At 42.2% G+C, this 25506-nt stretch carries 17 protein-coding genes, 2 tRNA genes and 3 rRNA genes; 10 read left to right on the top strand and 12 right to left on the bottom strand.

The features are described from left to right. Positions 1 to 136: 136 nt before the first annotated feature. Positions 137 to 955, top strand: a complete 819-nt coding sequence (locus HW120_RS07610; protein WP_177732836.1) for an energy transducer TonB — start codon at positions 137 to 139, stop codon at positions 953 to 955. Between the two features lie 33 nt (positions 956 to 988). Here the strand turns inward: HW120_RS07610 and nhaA are convergent, their stop codons facing one another. Continuing rightward, complete coding sequence (gene nhaA / locus HW120_RS07605; RefSeq protein ID WP_177732834.1) at positions 989 to 2143, bottom strand: Na+/H+ antiporter NhaA; 1155 nt, start codon at positions 2141 to 2143, stop codon at positions 989 to 991. Between the two features lie 176 nt (positions 2144 to 2319). Between nhaA and lipA the strand changes: the two genes are divergently transcribed. Genes lipA through HW120_RS07590 form a run of 3 tightly spaced genes read left to right on the top strand, consistent with a single transcriptional unit; the run spans position 2320 to position 6459 of the window. Continuing rightward, positions 2320 to 3192: a lipoyl synthase gene (gene lipA, locus HW120_RS07600; RefSeq protein WP_177732832.1), complete on the top strand. Its 873-nt coding sequence runs from the start codon at positions 2320 to 2322 to the stop codon at positions 3190 to 3192. Between the two features lie 38 nt (positions 3193 to 3230). Further along, complete coding sequence (gene gap, locus HW120_RS07595; RefSeq protein WP_177732830.1) at positions 3231 to 4235, top strand: type I glyceraldehyde-3-phosphate dehydrogenase; 1005 nt, start codon at positions 3231 to 3233, stop codon at positions 4233 to 4235. Positions 4236 to 4269: 34 nt separating this feature from the next. Next, positions 4270 to 6459 carry a tetratricopeptide repeat-containing hybrid sensor histidine kinase/response regulator gene (locus tag HW120_RS07590; protein WP_177732827.1) on the top strand — a complete coding sequence of 730 codons (2190 nt, stop codon included), beginning with the start codon at positions 4270 to 4272 and terminating at the stop codon, positions 6457 to 6459. Here the strand turns inward: HW120_RS07590 and HW120_RS07585 are convergent. Together HW120_RS07585 and lpxK are read right to left on the bottom strand one after the other, a co-directional pair. Continuing rightward, entirely contained in the window at positions 6453 to 7265 is an 813-nt protein-coding gene (locus HW120_RS07585) for a purine-nucleoside phosphorylase (protein ID WP_177732825.1), read from the bottom strand. The two genes, HW120_RS07590 and HW120_RS07585, sit on opposite strands and share 7 nt — an antisense overlap. Continuing rightward, positions 7237 to 8262, bottom strand: coding sequence for a tetraacyldisaccharide 4'-kinase (gene lpxK, locus HW120_RS07580; RefSeq protein WP_177732824.1), 1026 nt, complete (start codon positions 8260 to 8262; stop codon positions 7237 to 7239). Before lpxK ends, HW120_RS07585 begins: the two co-directional genes overlap by 29 nt. Before the next feature lie 106 nt (positions 8263 to 8368). Here lpxK and HW120_RS07575 point away from each other — a divergent pair, with 106 nt between their 5' ends. From HW120_RS07575 to rluF, 6 genes are all read left to right on the top strand, one after another. Next, complete coding sequence (locus HW120_RS07575; protein WP_177732822.1) at positions 8369 to 9463, top strand: Nif3-like dinuclear metal center hexameric protein; 1095 nt, start codon at positions 8369 to 8371, stop codon at positions 9461 to 9463. 3 nt (positions 9464 to 9466) lie between these two features. After that, a complete protein-coding gene (locus HW120_RS07570; protein ID WP_177732820.1) occupies positions 9467 to 10246 on the top strand; it encodes a zinc ribbon domain-containing protein in 780 nt (259 codons plus the stop codon). A 34-nt stretch (positions 10247 to 10280) separates the two neighbouring features. Then, entirely contained in the window at positions 10281 to 11138 is an 858-nt protein-coding gene (locus tag HW120_RS07565; RefSeq protein WP_177732818.1) for an alpha/beta fold hydrolase, read from the top strand. 43 nt (positions 11139 to 11181) lie between these two features. Continuing rightward, positions 11182 to 11577, top strand: a complete 396-nt coding sequence (locus HW120_RS07560; RefSeq protein ID WP_177732816.1) for a hypothetical protein — start codon at positions 11182 to 11184, stop codon at positions 11575 to 11577. A 64-nt stretch (positions 11578 to 11641) separates the two neighbouring features. Next, positions 11642 to 12658: a TQO small subunit DoxD gene (locus HW120_RS07555; RefSeq protein WP_177732813.1), complete on the top strand. Its 1017-nt coding sequence runs from the start codon at positions 11642 to 11644 to the stop codon at positions 12656 to 12658. A gap of 72 nt (positions 12659 to 12730) precedes the next feature. Beyond that, complete coding sequence (gene rluF, locus HW120_RS07550; protein ID WP_177732811.1) at positions 12731 to 13546, top strand: 23S rRNA pseudouridine(2604) synthase RluF; 816 nt, start codon at positions 12731 to 12733, stop codon at positions 13544 to 13546. 378 nt (positions 13547 to 13924) lie between these two features. On the opposite strand, the gene rrf is transcribed toward rluF, so the two are convergent. From rrf to ffh, 9 genes are all read right to left on the bottom strand, one after another. Then, positions 13925 to 14034 (bottom strand): 5S ribosomal RNA (gene rrf / locus HW120_RS07545). Positions 14035 to 14176: 142 nt separating this feature from the next. Then, positions 14177 to 17058, bottom strand: a 23S ribosomal RNA gene (locus HW120_RS07540). A gap of 115 nt (positions 17059 to 17173) precedes the next feature. Further along, positions 17174 to 17247: transfer RNA gene (locus HW120_RS07535), tRNA-Ala, on the bottom strand. A 79-nt stretch (positions 17248 to 17326) separates the two neighbouring features. After that, positions 17327 to 17400: transfer RNA gene (locus HW120_RS07530), tRNA-Ile, on the bottom strand. An 85-nt stretch (positions 17401 to 17485) separates the two neighbouring features. Further along, positions 17486 to 19001 (bottom strand): 16S ribosomal RNA (locus tag HW120_RS07525). Together the 16S, 23S and 5S rRNA genes with 2 tRNA genes alongside form the textbook arrangement of a ribosomal RNA operon. A gap of 680 nt (positions 19002 to 19681) precedes the next feature. Then, positions 19682 to 22459, bottom strand: a complete 2778-nt coding sequence (locus HW120_RS07520) for a M4 family metallopeptidase (RefSeq protein ID WP_177732809.1) — start codon at positions 22457 to 22459, stop codon at positions 19682 to 19684. Between the two features lie 160 nt (positions 22460 to 22619). Continuing rightward, positions 22620 to 23114, bottom strand: a complete 495-nt coding sequence (locus HW120_RS07515; protein ID WP_177732807.1) for a GNAT family N-acetyltransferase — start codon at positions 23112 to 23114, stop codon at positions 22620 to 22622. Positions 23115 to 23117: 3 nt separating this feature from the next. Beyond that, on the bottom strand, positions 23118 to 24008 hold the full coding sequence (locus HW120_RS07510; protein WP_177732805.1) for a bifunctional 5,10-methylenetetrahydrofolate dehydrogenase/5,10-methenyltetrahydrofolate cyclohydrolase: 891 nt from the start codon (positions 24006 to 24008) through the stop codon (positions 23118 to 23120). A gap of 63 nt (positions 24009 to 24071) precedes the next feature. Continuing rightward, positions 24072 to 25409: a signal recognition particle protein gene (gene ffh / locus HW120_RS07505; RefSeq protein WP_177732803.1), complete on the bottom strand. Its 1338-nt coding sequence runs from the start codon at positions 25407 to 25409 to the stop codon at positions 24072 to 24074. Between the last annotated feature and the right edge of the window lie 97 nt (positions 25410 to 25506).

Genomic DNA, 25506 nt, shown 5'->3' with positions numbered 1-25506 from the left:
TACATATATCATTCTTTAACAAAAGAATAAATCAATTGTTTTTATTTCAAAAAATTAACAATTCAAACACTAAAAAACTGACCTCTTACGTTATTTAAAGTAATACCACTATTTATTAACCTTAAACTACGTTATTATGTCAAAACTAAACATCTATGACACCCGGTGGCTGGACATTGTTTTCGAAGGCCGAAACAAGGAATACGGCGCCTATCAGCTACGTGCCGAAAATCCAAAAACAACAATCAAAGCTTTATTTTCAGGTATTTTCTTATTGGGAAGCGCTATCGCTATTCCGATCGTACTGAATAGTACCCATAAAAAAGATGATGTTGCCATTTGCAACCTGCCGCTAACCGAGCCGTTAACATTAGTAGAAGTAAAACTGAACGAACAGCTAAGAGAAGCGGCTGCGCCAAAGCAGGAAACAGAAACTCCGGCCGGAAAACAAATTAAGTACACCAAACTTGTTCCGGTAACAAAAGTAAATGCAGCTACAGATATTCCCACAAACAGGGAAGTCGAAAATGCGATAATCAGCACCGTAACAACCGAAGGGGAAGGAACCACATCAAATACAAGCATTACCACGACTGCTCCATCTAACGGTACAGGAACCGGTACCGACGACGGAAACACGATCCGCAACACCGTAGAACTGGAAGCCTTACCGGAATTTCCGGGCGGTATGGGCGAATTCTTAAATGCCGTGGGCAAACGATTCAAAACACCGGAACTGGAAGAACTGAAAACATTGAAAGTACTGGTATTTTTTGTTATTGAAAAAGACGGTACTCTATCAAACATCCGGGTTACCAGAGATCCCGGCTACGGACTAGGTAAAGAAGCCATCCGTGTTTTAAACTCCATTAAAACAAAATGGACACCAGGCTACAAAAACGGTCAGCCTGTCAGAACCGCCTATAACCTTCCGATAACCGTGAACATAAATTAAAAAGGGCTGAACAAATGTTCAGCCCTTTTTAATTTATGTCATCGTATCCGTTTGCTTCTTTAAAGAAATCTTTAAAAAGATAAAACCGATAATACCGGCAACCAGCGACGAAATCAATATGGATATTTTAGAAACGGTAATATCGTCCGGCTGCGATTTAAACGCCAGTAAGGTTATAAATATCGACATGGTAAAACCGATACCGGCCAAAAAACCGGTCGCAAAAATCTGCTTCCATTGCAAATCCTGCGGCAGTTTACAAATTCCGATCGCAACCGCTGCAAAACTAAACAGGAACACACCCAGTGGTTTTCCTAAAACAAGTCCCAGGAAAATCCCAATGCTGTTTTCATGTGTCAGCCCTTCTACCCAGTCATTCCCGATAATGATTGCCGTATTCGCCAAGGCAAACAAAGGCAATATAAAAAAGGCAACCGGTTTGTGCAGGGCATGCTGCATTTTATATGAAATTGTTTTCTTGCTGCCGTCTCCGAAAGGAATCACAAAAGCCAGTAAAACACCGGTAATGGTGGCATGCACCCCCGAATTCAGCATAAAATACCACATTAAAACACCACCCAGCAGGTACGGAAACGGATTATTCACTTTCAAACGGTTAAATACAAATAAAACTGCCATGATGCCCAGCGCAATGCCCAGGTTCATCACCGAAAGATGATCGGTATAAAAAATCGCGATAATCAGTATGGCTCCCAAATCGTCAATAACGGCCAGTGCCGTTAAAAACACTTTTAGCGATAAAGGCACGCGGCTTCCCAATAGTGACAGTACCCCCAATGCAAAAGCAATATCCGTCGCCATCGGGATTCCGGCTCCGGACTGTGTTGGCGTACCCTGATTGAAAAACATATAAATTCCCGCCGGAATCAGCATCCCTCCTAAAGCGGCAAATAGGGGCAGTAACGCATTTTTAATACTGGAAAGTTCTCCTTTATAAATTTCGCGCTCCAGCTCCAGACCAATCAAAAGGAAAAAGATGGTCATCAGTCCGTCATTAATCCAATGCTCAAACGAATGACTTCCGATCCGGAAATGCCAGATGTGTTCATAATATTCCTGAAACACGGAATTTGCTAACAACAGGGAAATAATGGTGCAGACGATCAGGACTATTCCTGATGATTTTTCATTTTCAAAAAAATCAGCAAAGAGTTTGGTTGCTTTCATAAATAATAGGGAGATAAAATCAGATTAGGCTTTTTAACGATAATCACAAAGATACCATTTTTTAAATTAGCGGTTTTACAGGTAAAAATCACGCTGATTTCATCTATTAAAAATGCGTTAAACGGATTCGGAAATACACAACATTACTTTATCTTTGCACTTCAAATTTGTATGCAATGGAAACTGTTTTAGACACAAATATACTCCCGACAGGCAAGCCGAAATGGCTACGCGTAAAATTGCCGACCGGTAAAAAATATACCGAATTACGCGGACTGGTAGACAAATACAAGTTAAATACGATTTGTACCTCGGGAAGCTGTCCGAATATGGGAGAATGTTGGGGAGAAGGAACGGCTACTTTCATGATTTTAGGAAATGTATGTACCCGTTCCTGCGGATTTTGCGGTGTAAAAACCGGACGTCCGGAAACAGTGGATTGGGATGAGCCGGAAAAAGTGGCCCGTTCCATTAAAATCATGAACATCAAACACGCGGTTATTACCAGTGTGGATCGTGACGATATTAAAGACGGTGGTTCCATTATCTGGAAAGAAACCGTTAAGGCCATCCGCCGTATGAATCCGGAAACCACTTTGGAAACCCTTATTCCTGACTTTCAGGGAATGGAAAGAAACATCGACCGTATCGTAGAAGCCGATCCGGAAGTAGTATCGCACAATATGGAAACCGTAAGACGGCTGACCCGTGAGGTGCGTATCCAGGCAAAATACGACAGAAGTTTAGCCGTTTTAAAATACTTAAAAGAAAAAGGAATCCGAAGAACAAAATCCGGAATCATGTTAGGCTTGGGTGAAACCGAAGAAGAAGTGATCCAGACAATGCGGGATTTACGCGATGCAAATGTGGATGTGGTGACCATCGGTCAGTATTTACAGCCCAGCAAAAAACACTTACCGGTTAAAGAATTCATCACCCCGGAACAATTTGCCAAATATGAAAGCATCGGTAAAGAAATGGGATTCCGTCATGTAGAAAGCGGCGCTTTAGTACGTTCTTCCTACCATGCACAAAAACATATCTTATAATCATTCCGATTATATAACACCTGAATACTGTTAGTTAAATGAATCAGAAAATAAAAATTGCCATTAATGGTTTTGGTCGTATCGGACGTAACCTGTTCCGACTTTTACTCAATCATCCATCAATTGAAGTTGTTGCGATAAATGATATTGCCGACAACAGGACCATGGCACATTTAATAAAGTATGACAGTATTCACGGCGTACTTCCGAACAAGGTTACTTTTGACGAAAACGCCATTATAATTGACGGTCATTCCTATCTGTTTTTCCATGAAAAAGAAATCTCCGGATTAAACTGGAAAGATCTGGATATTGACATTGTTATTGAAGCTACCGGAAAATTCAAGACTTATCCTTCGGCCGAAGCCCATATTAAGGCAGGCGCCAAAAAAGTAATTTTGTCTGCTCCGGCAGAAGATGAAAACATCAAAACAGTTGTACTGGGTGTTAACGAACATATTCTGGACGGTACAGAGCTAATCATTTCCAATGCCAGCTGTACGACCAACAATGCTGCTCCTATGATTCAGGTAATTCAGGAATTATGCGGTATTGAACAGGCCTATATCACCACGGTTCACTCCTATACAACCGATCAGAGTTTACACGACCAGCCGCACAAAGACCTGCGAAGAGCCCGTGGCGCTTCACAGTCCATAGTACCCACCACAACAGGAGCTGCAAAAGCACTGACTAAAATTTTCCCGGATCTGGATGGGAAAATCGGAGGATGCGGTATCCGGGTTCCGGTTCCGGACGGTTCATTAACAGACATTACCTTCAATGTAAAACGTCAGGTTTCGATTGAAGAAATCAACAACGCTTTCCAAAAAGCGGCAGCAACAAACCTAAAAGGAATCCTTGATTATACCGAAGATCCAATCGTTTCGGTTGATATCATCGGAAATCCGAATTCGTGCCTGTTTGATGCCCAACTTACTTCCGTGATAGACAAGATGGTAAAAGTTGTAGGGTGGTATGATAATGAAATCGGCTATTCTTCACGAATAATTGATTTAATTATCCACACATATAACAAATAATTAACTATATTTATACTGATTTTTAAACAAAGAAATGAGGTATATTCTGTTTTTATTATTTTTTCTACCATTAAAAAGTTTTTCACAGGAAAAAATTACCCCAATAAAAGTAGATAGTATAACCTACTATCTGGAATTATCGAATTTCCACAAGAACAACTATACCTATAATAAAGCGCTTGAGTTTGGTAAAAAAGCAGTCAATTATGCTTCCAAAAACAATCTTGAAAAAGGATTAGCCGATACCTATCTGGCTATTGGCGGTATATACTACCAGTTAAAAAAGACGGATGACGCGATTGAAAATTTCATCCGCAGTCTTGCTATTTACAACAACCTGAAACCTTCTTCCAACATTGCCTTCTGTTACTATAACTTAGGCTTGTGTTATCTGGATAAAAACAGTTTTTCGATAGCCGAAAATTATTTCGACAAAGCCATTTCCATTTATGAGCAAATCCAGATTCCGGATGCGATTGAGCTAATCAACCTTCAAAAAGGGATCATCTACAAAAAGAAAGGCAATATCAACCTGGCTACGGCGCTGTTCAAAAACATCATTGCCAAAAGCAATATCGACAACCTTTTCGAAACCAAGGCCGAGGCCTATTATCAGCTGGCGGAAATCAACGAGGCCAACAATCCGAAAAAAGCAATTGATTATCTGGAAAAAGCCAATGTACTGACGAACAACAATAACATTTCACAAAAGCTGAAAATCATCCGGAAGATCAGCACCCTCTACAACAAGACCAATGCGGTTAACCAGTCTTTCTACTATTTAAAACGATATGTACACCTAAAAGATTCCCTGACTGCCATTAACAATGACAGTATAGGCGAAGCGGCTTTTGAACGGTATATTGCCAACGAACAGCTGAAAACCATTGAAAAAATGGACAAAGAGAATAAGGAACAGGAAAAATCCATTAAATTCTCCAAACTGATCAGTATACTAAGCATTGCCCTGATTTCGATCTTATCCCTGTTAAGTCTTTCGCTATACAAGAATAACATCATCCGTAAAAAAACCAACCAGCTTTTAAAAGAGAAAAACCTCGAACTGGAAGTTGAAAAAGAAAGAGCCGAAAGAGCTTCAAAAGCGCGTGCCGAATTCCTGTCGACGGTAAGCCACGAGCTGCGTACACCGTTAAATGCCATCAACGGAATCACCCATATTTTAATTGAGGACAAGCCTAAGGAAAGTCAGCTGGCCTACCTGAACTCCCTTAAATTCTCAGGAAACTACCTGTCTACCTTTATCAATGATATCCTCGAGATCAACCGTGTGGAATCGAATGCGCTTGAGGTTGAAAAAATCAATTTCAACATACGGGAACTGTTTCAGAATATCATGGATTCCTTTATTGAACTTGCGAATAACAACAATGTTATCTGCCATCTCGATATTGATGCGAATATTCCGAACAACCTGGTTGGTGATCCTACCAAACTTTCCCAGATATTGATCAACCTGATCAACAACTCCCTTAAATTCACCAAAGATGGCGATGTCTGGATACAGGCAACCCTTAAAAAACAGATGGATGCTGTTGTGGAACTTCATTTTGAAATCCGCGACACCGGAATTGGTATCCTGAAAGAAAAACAGGAAACCATCTTCGACAGCTTCACGCAGGGTTCAGTAGAAATCAACCGTAAATATGGCGGAACCGGTTTAGGACTGTCCATTGTTAAACGTTTGGTGGAATTATTAGGCGGTAAGATCAACCTGGAAAGCGAGCTTGACGAAGGAGCCAAATTCTATTTTGACCTTTCTTTCCCTATAGGCGAAGAAATACTTGTTGAAAAGAAAACCGGCCTGGGCTATGATGAGCAATGGCTGATTGGTAAAAAAATCCTGTTGGTTGAAGACAACAAGATCAACCAGATGATTACCAAGAAAATGCTGGAACGCAAACAGATGGACTGTACCATTATTGAAAACGGAGAAGATGCCATTGAACACCTTCGCAATCATAAATATGATCTGGTACTAATGGATGTACATCTACCGGGAATCAACGGAACGATCGCCACGGAAGAGATCCGGAAGTTTGACAACATAACCCCTATTATTGCCTTAACGGCGATCTCACTGGATGAGAACAGGGAAATGCTGCTTTCGTATGGAATGAATGAGGTGATTACAAAACCTTTCGATCCGGAAAAGTTCTACGAGATTATTGCAACCACCATCATTTTTCAGAGCAACAATCAATAAGCTGCTATCAGGTTTTTAATCAGGTTACGCACATGTGGTTCTGCCGCTTTTGCTGCTTCCAGAACTTCATCATGAGTAATGCTGTCGATACTGTGTTCGTCACCCATATCGGTAATTACAGAAATACCGAAACACTCCAGGTTCATGTGTCGGGCAACAATTACTTCCGGAACGGTTGACATTCCCACACAGTCACCGCCTATGGCTTTCACCATTTTATATTCTGCCAGCGTTTCAAAAGTAGGTCCCTGTAATCCCAGGTAAACCCCGTCTTTCACATCTATATTTAATGAAGCTGCAATTTCTTTTGCTTTGGCAATCATTTTACGGCTGTACGGCTCACTCATGTTTACAAAACGAGGTCCGAAACGCTCGTCATTTTTCCCGCGCAACGGATGCTCCGGCATCATATTGATATGATCTTTAATAATCACAACAGAACCCACGCGATATTCCGGATTCACACCACCGGAAGCATTGGAAACGATAAGTTTTTCCACTCCCAGATAACGCATTACACGCACCGGGAAAGTAACTTCTTTCATATCATATCCTTCATAGAAATGAAAACGTCCCTGCATCGCCACCACTTTTTTATCGCCTATGGTTCCGAAAACCAAAGCCCCTTTATGTCCCTGAACGGTAGAAACCGGAAAATTCGGGATCTCACTATACGGTAAGGTAAATGCTATTTTAATATCTGCTGTAAATCCACCCAAACCGGAACCTAAAATAACACCATATTCCGGTGTAAAATTGGTTTTCTCCTTAATGTAATTAACTGTTTCTTGTACTTGCTCCCACATAATCTAAAATAGTTTTATCAAATTCATCTTTATTACCCACAAAAGAACTGATGATTGGCAGGTAGAATAATTGTTCTGAAGGCAATTTCCCTGCCAGCCGCACATAATCCTTTTCGGTGGTAATTATTATTTTATTATTCGCTTTTTGTTTTATTTCGGCTATATCCTTATCGGTAAAATCATGGTGATCCGGAAACGCCATACAATTGTTTTTAGCAGTTTTTAAATGATTAAAAAACGGCTCCGGCTTGGCAATACCGGCTACCAACAACACTTTATCGCTGTCTATGTCCTTAACGGCTATTGAATTCTCTTCAGAAAAAACAGCATCATGGTATTGGATAAAAGTAAAAAATAATTGCTGATGTGAAGCCAGTTTAAACCTGGTTTTAATTTCGTTCTGCTGAATGGCCGTCAAGTTTTCCGGACATTTTGTAACAACCACGATATCGGCACGGTTCACACCGCTTCTGCTTTCCCGTAAATTACCAGCTGGTAAGATCAGATCGTCAGTATACAAATCATTATAGGCTGTAAGCATGATATAAAAGCCGGCTTTTACCTTTCTGTGCTGAAAAGCATCGTCCAGCAGGATCACTTCCGGTTTTTCCTGTTGCTGCAATAACTGTTGTATTCCGTTGGTTCTGTTTGCATCGACCGCGACCATCACCTCCGGGAATTTCCTGTAAAACTGAAACGGTTCATCGCCCAATATTGCGGCATTGGAAGCCGCATCGGCCAAAACAAACCCTTCCGATTTCCGTTTATAGCCCCTGCTCAATGTCGCAATCTTATACTTTCCGGAAAGCAGCCGGATTAAATATTCGATTTGCGGGGTTTTACCGGTACCGCCAACACTAAGATTACCAACAGCAATAACAGGAAGGTCAAAAGAATGGGACTTCAGAATCCCTTTGTCAAAAAAAAGATTCCGTATACCCGTAATACCACCATACACTATAGCAAGCGGAAAAAGTATTTTTCTCAGAAAATTCATATTACGAAAGTAGCTATTTTTTATCTTTGAATATAACTTTCACGGTAAAGTTTAAGCTTTAGACTCCTTAAAAGAGTTGGCTTCACCAATTAAAAATATAATCCAAATGAAAATTAAAGAGATACTCGCGATACTGGAAGAAATGGCTCCGCTTGCCTATGCCGAAGATTTTGACAATGTTGGTCTGTTAGTTGGCGATGCCAATGCTAATGCTACCGGTGTCCTGGTTTGCCATGACGCTTTAGAGACGGTAATTGATGAAGCAATTGCCAAAAACTGCAACCTCGTGGTGTGCTTCCACCCGATACTTTTCTCCGGATTAAAAAAAATAACCGGGAAAAACTATGTGGAGCGCGCTGTCATAAAAGCGATCCGCAACGATATTGCCATATATGCCGTTCATACCGCTCTGGACAATCACCAGCAGGGTGTCAATAAAATTTTCTGCGATGCTTTGGGACTTACCCATACAAAAGTATTGGTTCCGAAACAGCACTTTATCCAAAAACTGGTTACCTATACCATTCCGGAAAATGTTGCCAAAGTGCGCAATGCCCTTTTTGATGCCGGAGCCGGAAAAATAGGCAATTATGAAGACTGCAGCTTTAACTCCACCGGAACGGGAACCTATATGGGTAATGAAAACAGCAATCCGGAAATTGGAGAATGTTTTGAATTTGTAGAAGCTGCGGAAATTAAAATCGAGGTCACTTTTGAAAAACACCTGCAGTCCAAAATTCTGAAAGCCCTTTTTGCCAGCCATGTTTATGAAGAAGTCGCTTATGAAATTTACGATCTGCAAAACACCCATCAGAACATCGGATTGGGAATGATCGGTGAATTTGACCATCCGCTTGCGGAAGCTGATTTCCTGGCACTTGTTAAAGAAAAAATGCTGGCCGGTGGTATCCGTCACAGTGCGTTTACCGGAAAAGCCATTAAAAAAGTCGCCGTACTGGGTGGTTCCGGAAGTTTCGCCATTAAAAACGCTATTGGTATGGGTGCCGATGCTTTTTTAACTGCCGATTTAAAATACCATCAGTTTTATGAAGCCGAAAACAAGCTTCTTTTAGCCGATATCGGGCATTTTGAAAGTGAAAGATATACAAAAAACTATATAGTTGATTATCTTACGAAAAAAAATGCTAATTTTGCAATCATTTTATCGGAAGAAAATACAAATCCAGTTAAGTACTTTTAAAATATGGCAAACATCAAAGAACTAAGTGTAGAAGATAAGTTACGAGCACTTTATGACTTACAGTTAATCGATTCACGCATTGATGAAATTAGAAACGTGAGAGGAGAATTACCTCTTGAAGTGGAGGATTTAGAAGATGAAGTAGCTGGATTAAGCACTCGTTTAGAGAAATTAAAAAGCGATTTGGATTCTATTGAAGAGCAAATCAAGGAAAAAAAGAATGCTATCGATGGTCACAAAGAGGCGATCAAGAAATATACAGAACAACAAAAAAATGTTCGTAATAACAGAGAATTCAACTCTTTAACAAAAGAGGTGGAATTTCAGGAATTGGAAATTCAGTTAGCGGAAAAACACATCCGTGAGATGAAAGCTTCTATCGAACATAAAAAAGAAGTTATTTCACAAACCAAAGAGCGATTGGATGCAAAACAATCTCACTTAAAACACAAAAAAGCAGAATTAGACGATATCATGTCTGAAACTGAAAAAGAGGAAACGTTCTTATTAAACAAATCTGCCGAATATCAGTCACAAATTGAAGACCGTTTATTAGCAGCTTACAACAGAATCCGTACCAGTGTTAGAAATGGTTTGGCAGTTGTTTCAATCGAAAGAGGTGCTTCTGCAGGTTCTTTCTTTACAATTCCGCCACAAACACAGATGGAAATTGCTTCCCGTAAAAAAATTATTACAGATGAGCACAGTGGAAGAATTTTAGTAGACAGTGCATTAGCTGACGAAGAAAAAGAGAAAATGGAACAATTATTTTCTAAAATATAAGTAACTTAAAGCCTCCAAACGGAGGCTTTTTTTTATGAGACTACTCAACAAAATACTATACTATATACTCACAAAGTCTATCGGATTGTATATTAATCTGATGAGTTTTTTATTTCCGGAAAAATCGGCACAGCTTGCCTATCGTTTTTTTACAGAACCCAGAGAAGGAAAACTCGATCCGAATAAAATTCCGGGTATTCTGAGCGAGGCTCACGCCGAAGCAGTCTCCTTTGGAAACCAGACCATACAAACCTATACCTGGAAAGGTAACGAACACCGCATCCTGTTAGTACACGGCTGGGAAAGCAATGCTTCCCGCTGGGAAAGAATCATCGTTCAGCTGCGGCAATCCGGAAGCACCATTATCGCACTTGACGGTCCGGCACAGGGACTTTCCAGCGGACGTGAATTCAACATTCCGGAATATGCCCGGTATGTCGATACCATTATGCAGAAATTCAATCCGAAATTCCTGATTGGTCACTCCATGGGCGGTGCCACCTGTATATTCTACCACTACACCTATAAAAACCCGATGCTGGAAAAAATGGTTATTTTAGGCGCTCCGAGCGAATTTATGATCGTACTGAACAACTATAAAAAAATGCTCAGTCTGAATAAAAAAGTATCCCGCCTGCTGGAAAAAAGAATAACCGAACGCTTTAATATTGATCCCAATGAATTTTCAGGCGACCGGTTTGCTTCCGATTTCACACTCAAAGGCTTGATTGCCCATGATGTGGACGATCTGGTGGTTTCCTTTAACGAAGGCAAGAAAATAGCCCAAGCCTGGAAGTCGGCAGAATTTATCGAAACCAAAGGACTCGGACACAGTTTACACGACGACCATTTAAACCAGCGCATTTACCGTTTCCTTTTTGAAGCCGATTAAGTTTTAACTATTTTCTTCGTTTTAAATAGCCTATTTTTGACAGATGAGGATTGGGCAAAATAAAACGGTTTCTTTTCACATCGGATTTATCCGGCTGGTGATGCTGTCGCTTTTGCTGATTCTAGCATCGTGCAATACGAAGAAATCGATCCATACAATACTGGATGTTCCGCTCACCAAAACATTAAACCTTTCCCAAACGGTTTACTTTGACAAAAGCGATTGCTCGTTTACCGAAAACTCCGAATCGTTTACATTCCAACAGCAGCATACGGCTGTGGCATACCTGGTTCCGGAAGTTCCCGTTATTCGCTGTTCCGGTTTTACCAGAAATACCATTGGCAGGCTTACTGTCAATCCGGAATATAACAGTACCAAAAAGAGGAACCTTCATCCGCTCTATCTGCTCTATAAAAAACAAAAGATTGCCTTATTGTAATTTTTAAAATCCGCTTTGCTAAAAAACCTAGCAACATGCTTTATTCATTTTAAAAATTACAACTATGACTATTCCACACAATAGCCCGACTTTTTATTGGGCAGGATTTTTCACGCTTTCCCTTCGCATCGTTACCGGCTGGACGTATTTTTCGGCTTTCTGGAGACGCCTGATACTCGAAAACAAATTAGATCCCGAAACCGCCGGATATATAGGCGAAAAATTCAATCATTTCCTCCCAAATGCATTGGGAATACAACCGTTTATCGAATACCTCGTTACCCATCCCGATGCCCTCTGGTGGTCTATGATCAGCTTTACAATCATCGAAGGAATTGTAGGTTTGTTTTTTATGCTCGGGCTCTTTACCAGATTAATGAGCATTGGTGTTTTCTTCCTTGCTCTGGGTATTCTTTTAGGCGCCGGATGGTTAGGCACCACCTGCCTGGACGAATGGCAGATCGGCGTTTTGGGATTGGCTTCCGGATTTACGGTTTTCTTTACCGGAGGAGGAAAATTTGCTTTAGACAACTATCTCCCTTTTTTAAAACAGAATCCTTTGGCGGCATTCCTCACTTCCGGTCCGCTGCCGTTATCTAAAGAAAAGATGCTCTTTACAGGAATAACCGGTACGCTGTTCATTACCTTTATGACACTGTTTACCAATCAGTATTTTCATGGTGGTGTCTGGGGAACCCTGCATAACAAATCGGTAAAACCGAAAATAGCCCTTGAAACCCTGCAATATCACAACAACGCACTTCATTTTTCTGTTTACAGAACAGAAGGAGCCGATGTGTACGGTTCTTTCCTGATTGGCATCAGCCTGCAGGATGCTGCTGCCAAAACCGTATTTGCCTTGCAACATGACGAGCTGGCGGCATTCCCGGAAGAACAGATCCAAAACAAACATGTCGCTAAAATCAAACCCGGCAAACACAGCCTGGTTATTCCGCTTGGCGCCAAGGCTGTAATTACCCTTAATGCAAAAGAAATACAGGATTTACCCCGGGGAGCCTATACATTAGTATTGACAGATATTAGCGGAATTCAATGGTCAAAACCATTAATTATTGAATAAAAAGCCCTTCTTTTTGCTGATTATTTCGTTTTTTAATTCTTAGAAGTCTTCAAATTAGCTTATTTTTGTAAAATGGAAGAAAATGTAAAACGCCTTAATAAATTCTTATCCGAAACCGGATTTTGTTCCCGTCGTGAGGCGGACAGGCTTATTGAGGAAGGTCGTGTAACCATTAACGGGATCGTTCCGGAAATGGGTACTAAAGTGACTCCTGATGATGAAGTAAGAGTAGATGGAAAACTGATTCGTGAGAAAACAGAAAAACCGGTTTATCTGGCCTTTAACAAGCCTGCCGGAATTGAATGTACCACCAATCAGGATGTCCGCAACAATATTGTGGACTACATCAATTATCCGAAACGTATTTTCCCGATTGGCCGGTTAGATAAAGCCAGTGAAGGCTTAATCTTTATGACGGATGATGGTGACATTGTCAACAAAATCCTTCGTGCGCGCAACAATCACGAAAAAGAATATGTCGTTACGGTTAACAAACCAATCACCGATCGTTTTATTCAGCGAATGGGTAACGGTATTCCGATATTGGATACGGTAACCAAAAAATGTAAGGTTGAACAGATCAGTAAATTCGTTTTCCGGATCATTCTGACGCAGGGATTAAACCGCCAGATCAGAAGAATGTGCGAATACCTGGATTATGAGGTTACTGCCTTAAAACGTATCCGTATTATTAATATTTCACTGGATGTTCAAGTTGGCCGTTACAGAGATCTAACGGATGCTGAAATCAAAACACTGAACGAGTTGATTGCTCCTTCCAGCAAAACGGAAGAAGCCAGTTTACCGAAACCGGCACCAGGCAGAGAAGTAAAAAAAGTATTTTCTCCCAGAACGCAGAACAACCGAAATTTTAGAAACAAAAAATAAATTTAATAGCAAAGCAAAGGGACACTAATGGCTACGTTCTTAACGACAGCGATCAGTTATTTGTAAAAAAAGCATAATATAAAGGGGTAAAACCTAAAAAATAAAGCCGGATCATTAAATGATCCGGCTTTTTATGTGCGTTATTATTGACAATATCTTTTATTAAAGGAGGATTTCCCAGTCCTTCACACTTCTTTTCTCTTACTTCTTTTCTCTTACTTCTTTTCTCTTACTTCTTTTCTCTTACTTCTTTTCTCTTACTTCTTTTCTCTTACTTCTTTTCTCTCACTTCTTTTCTCTCACTTCTTTTCTCTCACTTCTTTTCTCTCACTTCCTAAAAACAAAAAACCCTATCCGTTTTGGATAGGGTTTTCAAAAGAAAGGCGGCGACATACTCTCCCACAGGATTGCAGTACCATCTGCGCAGGCGGGCTTAACTTCTCTGTTCGGAATGGGAAGAGGTGAGCCCCGCCGCAATAACCACCTTAATAGGTACCATTGCTTTGAGCAAGGTTTCATTGAGTTTGATTTTTTAAACCAAATTCGAATGAACAATATCTTAACATACTGAGATAAAAATTATTTAATCTTAAAAGAAAGTTGCTTCCCCCACCGAAGCGGGGGAACCGCGTACATAAGCTTACGGGTTATTAGTACTACTCGACTATGACATTACTGCCTTTACATCTATAGCCTATCAACGTGGTCATCTTCCACGACCCTTAAAAGAAATCTCATCTTGTGGTGGGTTTCGCGCTTATATGCTTTCAGCGCTTATCCCTTCCAAACGTAGCTACTCTGCGGTGCTCCTGGCGGAACAACAGATACACCAGAGGTTTGTCCAACTCGGTCCTCTCGTACTAGAGTCAGATCCACTCAAATTTCTAACGCCCACAGTAGATAGAGACCGAACTGTCTCACGACGTTCTGAACCCAGCTCGCGTGCCACTTTAATGGGCGAACAGCCCAACCCTTGGGACCTTCTCCAGCCCCAGGATGTGACGAGCCGACATCGAGGTGCCAAACCCCCCCGTCGATATGAGCTCTTGGGGGAGATCAGCCTGTTATCCCCGGCGTACCTTTTATCCTTTGAGCGATGGCCCTTCCATGCGGAACCACCGGATCACTATGCTCTACTTTCGTACCTGATCGACCTGTATGTCTCTCAGTCAAGCTCCCTTATGCCATTGCACTCTACGCACGGTTACCAAGCGTGCTGAGGGAACCTTTAGAAGCCTCCGTTACTCTTTTGGAGGCGACCACCCCAGTCAAACTACCCACCAAGCAATGTCCCCCGCAACGCGGGGTTAGGCCTCAGATAAGCAAAGGGTGGTATTTCAACAATGACTCCACAACTCCTAGCGAAGCCGCTTCATAGTCTCCCACCTATCCTACACATCACTTATCCAAGGGCAATACTAAGCTATAGTAAAGGTGCACAGGGTCTTTTCGTCCCACTGCGGGTAATCGGCATCTTCACCGATACTACAATTTCACCGAGCTCATGGCTGAGACAGTGTCCAGATCGTTACACCATTCGTGCAGGTCGGAACTTACCCGACAAGGAATTTCGCTACCTTAGGACCGTTATAGTTACGGCCGCCGTTTACTGGGGCTTCAATTCAATGCTTCTCCGAAGATAACATCTCCTCTTAACCTTCCAGCACCGGGCAGGTGTCAGGCCCTATACTTCATCTTACGATTTTGCAGAGCCCTGTGTTTTTGATAAACAGTCGCCTGGACCTTTTCACTGCGGCCAGCATTGCTGCTGGCGACCTTTCTCCCGAAGTTACAGGTCTATTTTGCCTAATTCCTTAGCCATGAATCTCTCGAGCACCTTAGGATTCTCTCCTCGACTACCTGTGTCGGTTTACGGTACGGGTACTTATAATCTAAGTTTAGAAGGTTTTCTTGGAAGCCCTTAGGTACACTATCTCTTTGTCCGAAGACTCCGAGTACTATCGCATTTCACCAGTCCCTGCGGATTTGCCTACAGGGCCTATAGCTAAGTGCTTTAACGAACTATTCCGTCAGTTCGCGGTACTTTCATCACTCCGTCACTCCATCACAATTATAAGTAGTACGGGAATATTAACCCGTTGGCCATCGACTGTCCCTTTCGGGTTCGCCTTAGGACCCGACTAACCCTCAGCTGATTAGCATAGCTGAGGAAACCTTAGTCTTTCGGTGTGCGGGTTTCTCGCCCGCATTATCGTTACTTATGCCTACATTTTCTTTTCTAACCAGTCCAGCAATACTCACATATCACCTTCAACCCTGTTAGAATGCTCCCCTACCACTTGCGAATAAATCGCAAATCCATAGCTTCGGTAGTATACTTATGCCCGATTATTATCCATGCTCGTCCGCTCGACTAGTGAGCTGTTACGCACTCTTTAAATGAATGGCTGCTTCCAAGCCAACATCCTAGCTGTCTGGGCAGACAAACCTCGTTTTTTCAACTTAGCATACATTTGGGGACCTTAGCTGATGGTCTGGGTTCTTTCCCTCTCGGACATGGACCTTAGCACCCATGCCCTCACTGCTGGTAAACATTATATAGCATTCGGAGTTTGTCAGGAATTGGTAGGCGGTGAAGCCCCCGCATCCAATCAGTAGCTCTACCTCTATATAACTTAAGCCAGCGCTGCACCTAAATGCATTTCGGGGAGTACGAGCTATTTCCGAGTTTGATTGGCCTTTCACCCCTACCCACAGGTCATCCGAAGACTTTTCAACGTCAACCGGTTCGGACCTCCACTGTGTGTTACCACAGCTTCATCCTGCCCATGGGTAGATCACACGGTTTCGCGTCTACCACTACTGACTATGGCGCCCTATTCAGACTCGCTTTCGCTACGGATCCACACCTGAAGTGCTTATCCTTGCCAGCAACGGTAACTCGTAGGCTCATTATGCAAAAGGCACGCCGTCACCCCACGAAAGGGCTCCGACCGCTTGTAAGCGTATGGTTTCAGGATCTTTTTCACTCCGTTATTCACGGTTCTTTTCACCTTTCCCTCACGGTACTGGTTCACTATCGGTCTCTCAGGAGTATTTAGCCTTAGCGGATGGTCCCGCCAAATTCAGACAGGGTTTCACGTGCCCCGCCCTACTCAGGATACCACTATCCTTATCTTCTCTTACTTATACGGGACTATCACCCTCTTTGGTTAACCTTTCCAGGTTATTCTAATTCAATCCGCAAGAAATGTCGTGGTCCTACAACCCCAATATTGCCGTAACAACATTGGTTTGGGCTAATCCGCGTTCGCTCGCCACTACTTACGGAATCACTTTTGTTTTCTTCTCCTCCGCCTACTTAGATGTTTCAGTTCAGCGGGTTCACTCACCTATCGGTGTACTATGTCTTCAACATAGTGGGTTGCCCCATTCGGATATCTGCGGATCACCTCGTATGTGCCAATCCCCGCAGCTTTTCGCAGCTTATCACGTCCTTCATCGCCTCTGAGAGCCTAGGCATCCCCCATACGCCCTTATTTTGCTTATTGTACTTTTATCTTAAATTCTACTATTGCTAGCAGAACCCAAAATTACTGTGCTTTCTATTTTTTAAATATTTTCTTATCTCAATATGTCAATGAACGGTTTTTCCTCTCGGAATCGTGGAGAATATCGGAGTCGAACCGATGACCTCCTGCGTGCAAGGCAGGCGCTCTAGCCAGCTGAGCTAATCCCCCAATTTGTCCCGAATTTCGAATTCAGAATTAAATTGTGAATCCCAACTTCCAGAATTTCCTTCTCTTAAGTCTAAAATAGTAGTCCCGGGCAGACTCGAACTGCCGACCCCTACATTATCAGTGTAGTACTCTAACCAGCTGAGCTACGAGACTCTGTTTCTTTCTTAAGTGTATTATTTGAACTAACAGCGAGAGTAATATTTCCCTTTCGATAAACTAAATATTTATCATTCTCTAGAAAGGAGGTGTTCCAGCCGCACCTTCCGGTACGGCTACCTTGTTACGACTTAGCCCCAGTTACCAGTTTTACCCTAGGCAGCTCCTTGCGGTCACCGACTTCAGGTACCCCCAGCTTCCATGGCTTGACGGGCGGTGTGTACAAGGCCCGGGAACGTATTCACCGGATCATGGCTGATATCCGATTACTAGCGATTCCAGCTTCACGGAGTCGAGTTGCAGACTCCGATCCGAACTGTGACCGGTTTTATAGATTCGCTCCTTATCGCTAAGTGGCTGCTCTCTGTACCGGCCATTGTAGCACGTGTGTAGCCCAGGACGTAAGGGCCGTGATGATTTGACGTCATCCCCACCTTCCTCACGGTTTGCACCGGCAGTCTCGTTAGAGTTCCCGACATGACTCGCTGGCAACTAACAACAGGGGTTGCGCTCGTTATAGGACTTAACCTGACACCTCACGGCACGAGCTGACGACAACCATGCAGCACCTTGTAAAGTGTCCGAAGAAAAAACTGTTTCCAGTCCTGTCACTCTACATTTAAGCCCTGGTAAGGTTCCTCGCGTATCATCGAATTAAACCACATGCTCCACCGCTTGTGCGGGCCCCCGTCAATTCCTTTGAGTTTCATTCTTGCGAACGTACTCCCCAGGTGGGATACTTATCACTTTCGCTTAGCCACTGAGCTTGCGCCCAACAGCTAGTATCCATCGTTTACGGCGTGGACTACCAGGGTATCTAATCCTGTTCGCTCCCCACGCTTTCGTCCATCAGCGTCAATATATTAGTAGTAACCTGCCTTCGCAATTGGTATTCCATGTAATATCTAAGCATTTCACCGCTACACTACATATTCTAGTTACTTCCTAATAATTCAAGTCTAACAGTATCAATGGCCGTTCCATCGTTAAGCGATGGGCTTTCACCACTGACTTATTAAACCGCCTACGGACCCTTTAAACCCAATGATTCCGGATAACGCTTGGATCCTCCGTATTACCGCGGCTGCTGGCACGGAGTTAGCCGATCCTTATTCCTACAGTACCGTCAATCTACCACACGTGGTAGGGTTTCTTCCTGTATAAAAGCAGTTTACAATCCATAGGACCGTCATCCTGCACGCGGCATGGCTGGATCAGGCTTGCGCCCATTGTCCAATATTCCTCACTGCTGCCTCCCGTAGGAGTCTGGTCCGTGTCTCAGTACCAGTGTGGGGGATCTCCCTCTCAGGACCCCTACCCATCATTGCCTTGGTATGCCGTTACCACACCAACTAGCTAATGGGACGCATGCTCATCTTGTACCGTTGGAACTTTAGTTATCAAACCATGCGATTCGATAACACTATGAGGTATTAATCCAAATTTCTCTGGGCTATCCCTCTGTACAAGGTAGATTGCATACGCGTTACGCACCCGTGCGCCGGTCTCAAGGAAGCAAGCTTCCTCTACCCCTCGACTTGCATGTGTTAGGCCTGCCGCTAGCGTTCATCCTGAGCCAGGATCAAACTCTTCATCGTATATTTTTAATATTGTCGATAAATTATCTAGCTTATTCTTCTACTCGAAAAATCTTACTCTCTCTTTATATGCTGTCAATCCAATATGTCTATGAACGTGTCTTCTTTTTTATTCCCCTCAAAGCCTAAGCTCTGAGCCGCTAGCCTTTCAGTTAGCGGATGCAAAAGTAGAAATCCTTTTTTAATCTCGCAAGATTTTTTTTAGTTTTTTTTTCAAGCTTCTCAAAAGCTTCTTAACTCAAAAATCCTACGCAATCTCTCAATGAACTTCCCGTTTTTGCGGGCTGCAAAGGTAAAACCTTTATTCCATTTAGCCAAATCTTTTTTGAAAAATTTTTTAATCCCTTTTTCACTCCGATTCAACCTCAATATCTAATGAACTTCGCCTTGATTGCGGGTGCAAAAGTAGCACCTTTTTACTCTTCTCCAAACTATTTCTAAACTATTTTTTGCCTTTCTACAAAACAATTACTTAACAAACTGATTACTAATCCTTAATATAACAAATTATTTTTAGGGGATTTTGGTGCAAATCCCGCTTATCCGCCACCATCCCTATTAAAACAAGGCTTCCGCAATGGTTTTTGTTGTATTTTCTTTTTACAGTACTCCTTATATATAGTATAAAAGACGAGTAAAAAATCAAAAAAAAGCCCCGGGTGATACCCGGGGCTACGCTTTTATTGCTTTAAAAATTTCTTGGTGACCACTTTTTGACCGTCATTTATTTCAAATAAATATGTTCCGGCATTTAATTTGGCCATATTTATTCCTTCATCGGTCAATTCTCCCTGCTGTATTTCTTGTCCCAACAGGTTTATGACGCGAAAAGTTACCGGTCTGCTATCTGCCAAAGTGACTTTCAGCACTTCATTTACCGGATTCGGGTATAAAACAAAATCAAAATTATTCTTTTCACTACCTAATATATTTGCAGCAATCGTATTTTGAATGGCTGCCGCACCTATATTAACTGTATAATCTTCCACTTCACCATAAGAAAATGTTTCACATGCCGTAGCATCTGCTCCATATTTCATCGAAACTCTCATACGGGTCGTTCCGGCTGATGCTGTTGTGGGTACTGTAAAGGTTGCCGACAGGGTTGCATTACTCGCCGAAGATCCGGCAACAACTTTTTCGGAAGTTTCAAAAGTTCCGTTTTTGTTGTAGTCAATCCAAATATTCCAGTATTCAGTATAAGCTGTACTGGCAAATCCTGCACTTATATATATAGTGTTTGCTCCATAAGGTAAATTAGCAACTAAATTGGTAAAGTTTCCATAACCGGAATTGGACGCTGTCGTATTCACCATATTATTCAGCGCTACATAATCGATATACTCATAAGAAGCATTACTTCCTTTAGAAGTACAATAGGCCGTTCCGCTTCCGGCGGCTGTTGTTACCGAAACAGCATTACCGGATACCGACAGATTTCCGGCAGCATCTTTTGCTTTTACCGAAAAGGTATAAGCCGTTGAAGCCGTCAGCCCGGTCACAGTTGTAGTTAATCCGGTTACAGTTGTTACCAGATTTGTACCATTATATATATTGTATCCGGTAACCGCTACATTATCGGTAGCGGCATTCCAGGTCAGGACCACACTATTGGCTGTAATATTGGAGGCTACTAAATTCGTTGGTGCGGTTGGCGCCGTCGTATCGGTGGTTCCGGCATAGGCCGCACCGATTCCAACAGCATAAAAGGCGTTTGTAGTTGCAATAACTTCAGCCGATCCCGCTCCGTATAAATCAACTGCCGCCTGGATACCATAAGTTCTTGCATTGGCAAAGGTGGAATTGGCCGACAAATAGACACTTTCCAGACGATATGCAATTTTTGCCGCTTTGTCAATCGTGATTCCGGTTACATTATAAGTACTTCCGATGTCGTTCGTACCTGATTTCCCCACTGCCAGGATATAGAACCAATGGTTTAATACTCCGCTATTGGTATGTACTCCGCAATAATCATTGGATAGTGTTGGCGTTCCACAGTTCGGATTTACCCAGTAGGTTCCGCCATACGTATTGGGCTGTCCTTCACTTTTCGGATTACTCATAGAACGCAGTGCTGCATGACCGGATCTTCTTTCGATATCTTCCCCTATCAGCCAGGTAGCTTTATTCGGTGCGGCATAATATTCCACTGCCGCTCCCCAAATATCGGAAAAGCCTTCATTCATGGCTCCGGATTCTCTTTGATAAGCCAGATTGGCCGTATAGGTACAAACAGCATGACCAATTTCGTGTCCGGCAACATCCAAAGCCGTTAAAGCATCAAAGTAGGTATCACTTCCGTCACCATACAGCATCGCACTTCCGTTCCAGTAGGCATTATCCAGTTTGTATTGGTAATGCACATAACTGTTTATCGCTGCTCCGCTATTGTTATAACTGTTTCTTCCGTGTTTTGCCTGCCAGTAATCATAGGTTTTTTCAGCTCCCCAATGGGCATCCAATGCGGCATTGTTTTTATTGACACTGTGTTCTGCCGTTGTCCAGTTATTATCATTATCCTGAAAGTTGATTGCCGCACCAAAGTTGGAACCGGTTTGCAGGTTATAGGTATTGATTCCGCCACCCCGGGTGGCATCTTTTAAAATATAAACACTTCCGCTTAACGTTGTTTCAATGGTTTGCGCTCCGCTATAACGGGTTGCTGCATTTCCGGCAACCATTTTCTGTAGAGCAGTTGCCGCTTTTTCGTTATCTGCAGCATGATTGTGTCCGCAATTTTTCTTGGGCAACACCAATCCGTCCGAAGTATGTCCGAAATGTGTTGCGTGTTTTATCGTCGCATTGTAAAACAACGCCTTTCCGGTTACTGCATCGATATACAGATCTCCTCTGCTGATCGGCTCTACCGCATAGATATCAAATTTATACGCCAGGCGCAACTGGTCTTTTGCCGTACTTTCCCCTTCAAAAACCGGAAGCAGTACCAGTTCGCCCTCCGGCTTTGTATATCCCAGTGCCGCGGCAGACTGTGGATCATCCCAAAGGTATTTGACTGCCCCGGTATGGATCATTGCGCGCTGCAAAGCCTGCGTTTTTGATAAAGCCGGTGCTACATTAATATTGTTAAGTTTATAAAATTCACCACTCATGGATTCCAGTTTCCCGGATTTTGAGTGTAATGTATAAGTTGCAAATTCGATTTTCACGCCCTGAAAAAAGAGCTGGTATTTTTCATGTATAAAACCCAGGTTATCGGCTTCCGATCTGATCTTTGCAAAGGAGGTGTTTTCTTTTAGTCCCAATTGTTCCTGAAAAACCTTTTGAGCATCATTCTGTTTGTAGGTTGCTTTTTCATCGAAAACAATCAGTTTGGGCAAACCATTTTCTCCGATTACTTTTTCTTTCACCCCTCTTTTGTCCTGGGCATGGGACGAAAGTGCCAGCATGACTACCACAACCGGCAGCACATACCCTTTTAGTAGATTTTTTTTCATTTTTTCGGTAATTTTGGTTAAAATTTAAACTTTGTGTTATAAAAACACCATCAAATTTATTTCATTAACCGCAAAATGACCGACCATTACTACACCATAAGTGTATCTTAAATCCGGGCAATAAAAAACCCAAGATACTGATCCTGGGTTTTTTATATTTCTAAAATGGTTTTTCCATGATGTAATCTTCCATCAGATAGCCGTTGCCAATATCGATGTCTTCTTCTGCTATTACTTCAAATCCGTTCTTTTTGTAAAACGCAATGGCTTTGTTATAGCGGTTAACATTTAAAAGCAATGCCTGGTTTTCGTTAAGCTTTACCGCTTCTTCCACTGCTGCCAATAATGTTTTTCCAACTCCTTTACCCTGCGTTTGCGGCAGAACGTATATTTTGTGAAGTTTGGTTTTTCCGGAATTCTGGTAATTCACTTCATAAGAAGCAAATCCGTAAAAAACACCGTCTTCTTCTGCTAACAGAAAAACATGCCCTGATTCCATTTGCTTTTCCAATGACGGAATTGCATATATTTTATCAAGCATATAAGCCAGTTGCTGCTCCGACAAAATGGTTCCGTAAGCATCCGGCCAGATAGCATGAGCCAGATCCCTGACGGTTTGCAGCTGATCTGAAGATATTACTCTGGTAATAATCATATATTATAATGCTGTTTTTAATCTTTTTTGTTCTCTTGCCAATAAGGTATTTTTCATTAGCATGGCGATAGTCATTGGTCCTACACCACCCGGAACTGGTGTGATAAAAGAGGCTTTTTTGCTAACGTTATCAAAATCAACATCTCCGGTAATCACATAACCTTTTTCAGCTCTTTCATCTGCAACACGGGTAATTCCCACGTCGATAATAACCACATCGTCTTTTACCATTTCTGCTTTCAGGTAGTTTGGTACACCCAAAGCGGTAATGATAATATCGGCCTGACTGGTGATTTGCGTGATGTTTTTAGTATGGCTGTGTGTTAGCGTCACGGTTGAGTTGCCCGGAAATCCTTTTCTTCCCATTAAAATACTCATCGGTCTTCCTACAATGTGGCTTCTTCCGATTACCACCGTATGCTTTCCTTTTGTTTCTACGTTGTAGCGCTCCAGTAATTCCAGAATTCCAAATGGTGTTGCCGGAATGAAAGTTGTCATATCCAAAGCCATTTTACCGAAGTTTTCCGGATGGAAACCGTCTACGTCTTTACTTGGGTCGATAGCCATCAATACTTTTTGGGTATCAATCTGATCCGGTAAAGGCAACTGTACAATGAATCCGTCGATATTGTCGTCTTCATTCAGTTCCTTGATTTTTTTCAGCAATTCGGTTTCTGAAGTCGTACTGGGCATTTTTACTAAAGTAGATTCAAAGCCTACTTTTTCGCATGCTTTTACTTTACTGCCCACATACGTAAGACTCGCTCCGTCATTACCAACGATAACCGCTGCCAGGTGAGGCACTTTTTCCTTGTTGTCTTTCATTTTCTGCACTTCGGCAGCAATTTCATTTTTGATTTCGTCCGAAACCTTTTTTCCGTCTAGTAGTTGCATTCCTGTGTATTTGTGTTGTTGTTTTTATGTAAAAAAGAAGACGCGACAAATCGCGTCTTTATTTTATCTCATTCCTTTCATTCCTCCCATCATTCGCATCAGGTTTTTCCCTCCTGCTCCCTGCATCATCTTCATCATTTTGCTCATCTGGTCGAATTGTTTCAGCAGTTGGTTAACCTGCTGGATGTTGGTTCCGGAACCTTTTGCAATTCTGGTTTTTCTTTTTGCATCCAGTAATGCCGGTTTCTGTCTTTCGGATGGTGTCATCGAGTGGATAATCGCTTCAATGTGTTTGAAAGCATCGTCTTCAATTTCTACATCTTTAAGGGCTTTTCCGGCTCCGGGTATCATTCCGACAAGGTCTTTCATGTTACCCATTTTCTTAACCTGCTGTATTTGTGTCAGGAAATCGTCAAAACCGAATTCGTTTTTAGCGATTTTCTTTTGTAGTTTTCTGGCTTCTTCTTCGTCATATTGCTCCTGCGCTCTTTCCACTAAGGATACCACGTCACCCATACCTAAAATACGGTCGGCCATACGGGAAGGATAAAACACATCGATTGCTTCCATTTTTTCACCGGTACCGATGAATTTAATCGGTTTGTTTACTACCGATTTAATAGAAATCGCTGCTCCACCACGGGTATCACCATCTAATTTGGTCAGGATCACCCCGTCAAAGTTCAAACGGTCGTTGAATGCTTTTGCTGTATTCACCGCATCCTGTCCGGTCATGGCATCCACTACGAATAGGGTTTCCTGCGGTTGGATTGCTTTGTGAACGTTAGCAATTTCGGTCATCATTTCCTCGTCAACCGCCAAACGTCCGGCTGTATCGACAATAACCACGTTGAATCCGTTTGCTTTCGCATGCTGGATTGCATTTTGAGCAATCTGAACCGGGTTTTTATTTTCAGGTTCGGAATATACTTCTACTCCGATTTGTTCTCCCACTACATGCAACTGGTTAATTGCCGCAGGACGGTAGATATCACAAGCAACCAATAACGGTTTTTTGTTTTTCTTTGTTTTCAGGAAGTTTGCCAATTTTCCGGAGAAGGTTGTCTTACCGGATCCTTGTAAACCAGACATCAAAATCACAGAAGGGTTTCCGGAAAGATTCACACCTGCTACATCACCACCCATTAATTCGGTTAATTCGTCTTTAACAATTTTAACCATTAATTGTCCCGGCTGTAACGTAGTCAATACGTCTTCACCTATTGCTTTTTCCTTTACTCTAGTGGTAAAATCTTTGGCAATTTTAAAGTTAACGTCGGCATCCAATAAAGCTCTTCGAACTTCTTTTAAGGTATCGGCAACGTTTACTTCTGTAATTTTTCCATGACCTTTTAATATATGAAAGGCTTTATCGAGTTTATCACTTAAATTATCAAACATGATTTTGTGTTTCGTTTAATGAGGTGCAAATTTAAGAATTTGATTTTGAAGTTTCACAGATTCATTTGATAAAAAAACAGGAATTGTACCGGTAGTG

Source organism: Flavobacterium inviolabile (assembly GCF_013389455.1).
In the GTDB taxonomy this organism is placed as follows: domain Bacteria; phylum Bacteroidota; class Bacteroidia; order Flavobacteriales; family Flavobacteriaceae; genus Flavobacterium; species Flavobacterium inviolabile.
Note: the sequence above shows the minus strand (reverse complement) of the source record. Positions and strands in the feature narration are given on the sequence as shown.

Bases quoted from the DNA above. Each gene is read 5' to 3' on its own strand.
- HW120_RS07510 (WP_177732805.1), bottom strand. From the start codon at position 24,008: ATGCAACTACTAGACGGAAAAAAGGTTTCGGACGAAATCAAAAATGAA.
- HW120_RS07570 (WP_177732820.1), top strand. From the start codon at position 9,467: ATGGCAAACATCAAAGAACTAAGTGTAGAAGATAAGTTACGAGCACTT.
- nhaA (WP_177732834.1), bottom strand. From the start codon at position 2,143: ATGAAAGCAACCAAACTCTTTGCTGATTTTTTTGAAAATGAAAAATCA.
- lipA (WP_177732832.1), top strand. From the start codon at position 2,320: ATGGAAACTGTTTTAGACACAAATATACTCCCGACAGGCAAGCCGAAA.
- HW120_RS07575 (WP_177732822.1), top strand. From the start codon at position 8,369: ATGAAAATTAAAGAGATACTCGCGATACTGGAAGAAATGGCTCCGCTT.
- HW120_RS07520 (WP_177732809.1), bottom strand. From the start codon at position 22,459: ATGAAAAAAAATCTACTAAAAGGGTATGTGCTGCCGGTTGTGGTAGTC.
- HW120_RS07585 (WP_177732825.1), bottom strand. From the start codon at position 7,265: ATGTGGGAGCAAGTACAAGAAACAGTTAATTACATTAAGGAGAAAACC.
- HW120_RS07590 (WP_177732827.1), top strand. From the start codon at position 4,270: ATGAGGTATATTCTGTTTTTATTATTTTTTCTACCATTAAAAAGTTTT.
- HW120_RS07555 (WP_177732813.1), top strand. From the start codon at position 11,642: ATGACTATTCCACACAATAGCCCGACTTTTTATTGGGCAGGATTTTTC.
- rluF (WP_177732811.1), top strand. From the start codon at position 12,731: ATGGAAGAAAATGTAAAACGCCTTAATAAATTCTTATCCGAAACCGGA.
- gap (WP_177732830.1), top strand. From the start codon at position 3,231: ATGAATCAGAAAATAAAAATTGCCATTAATGGTTTTGGTCGTATCGGA.
- HW120_RS07560 (WP_177732816.1), top strand. From the start codon at position 11,182: ATGAGGATTGGGCAAAATAAAACGGTTTCTTTTCACATCGGATTTATC.
- HW120_RS07515 (WP_177732807.1), bottom strand. From the start codon at position 23,114: ATGATTATTACCAGAGTAATATCTTCAGATCAGCTGCAAACCGTCAGG.
- HW120_RS07565 (WP_177732818.1), top strand. From the start codon at position 10,281: ATGAGACTACTCAACAAAATACTATACTATATACTCACAAAGTCTATC.
- HW120_RS07610 (WP_177732836.1), top strand. From the start codon at position 137: ATGTCAAAACTAAACATCTATGACACCCGGTGGCTGGACATTGTTTTC.
- lpxK (WP_177732824.1), bottom strand. From the start codon at position 8,262: ATGAATTTTCTGAGAAAAATACTTTTTCCGCTTGCTATAGTGTATGGT.
- ffh (WP_177732803.1), bottom strand. From the start codon at position 25,409: ATGTTTGATAATTTAAGTGATAAACTCGATAAAGCCTTTCATATATTA.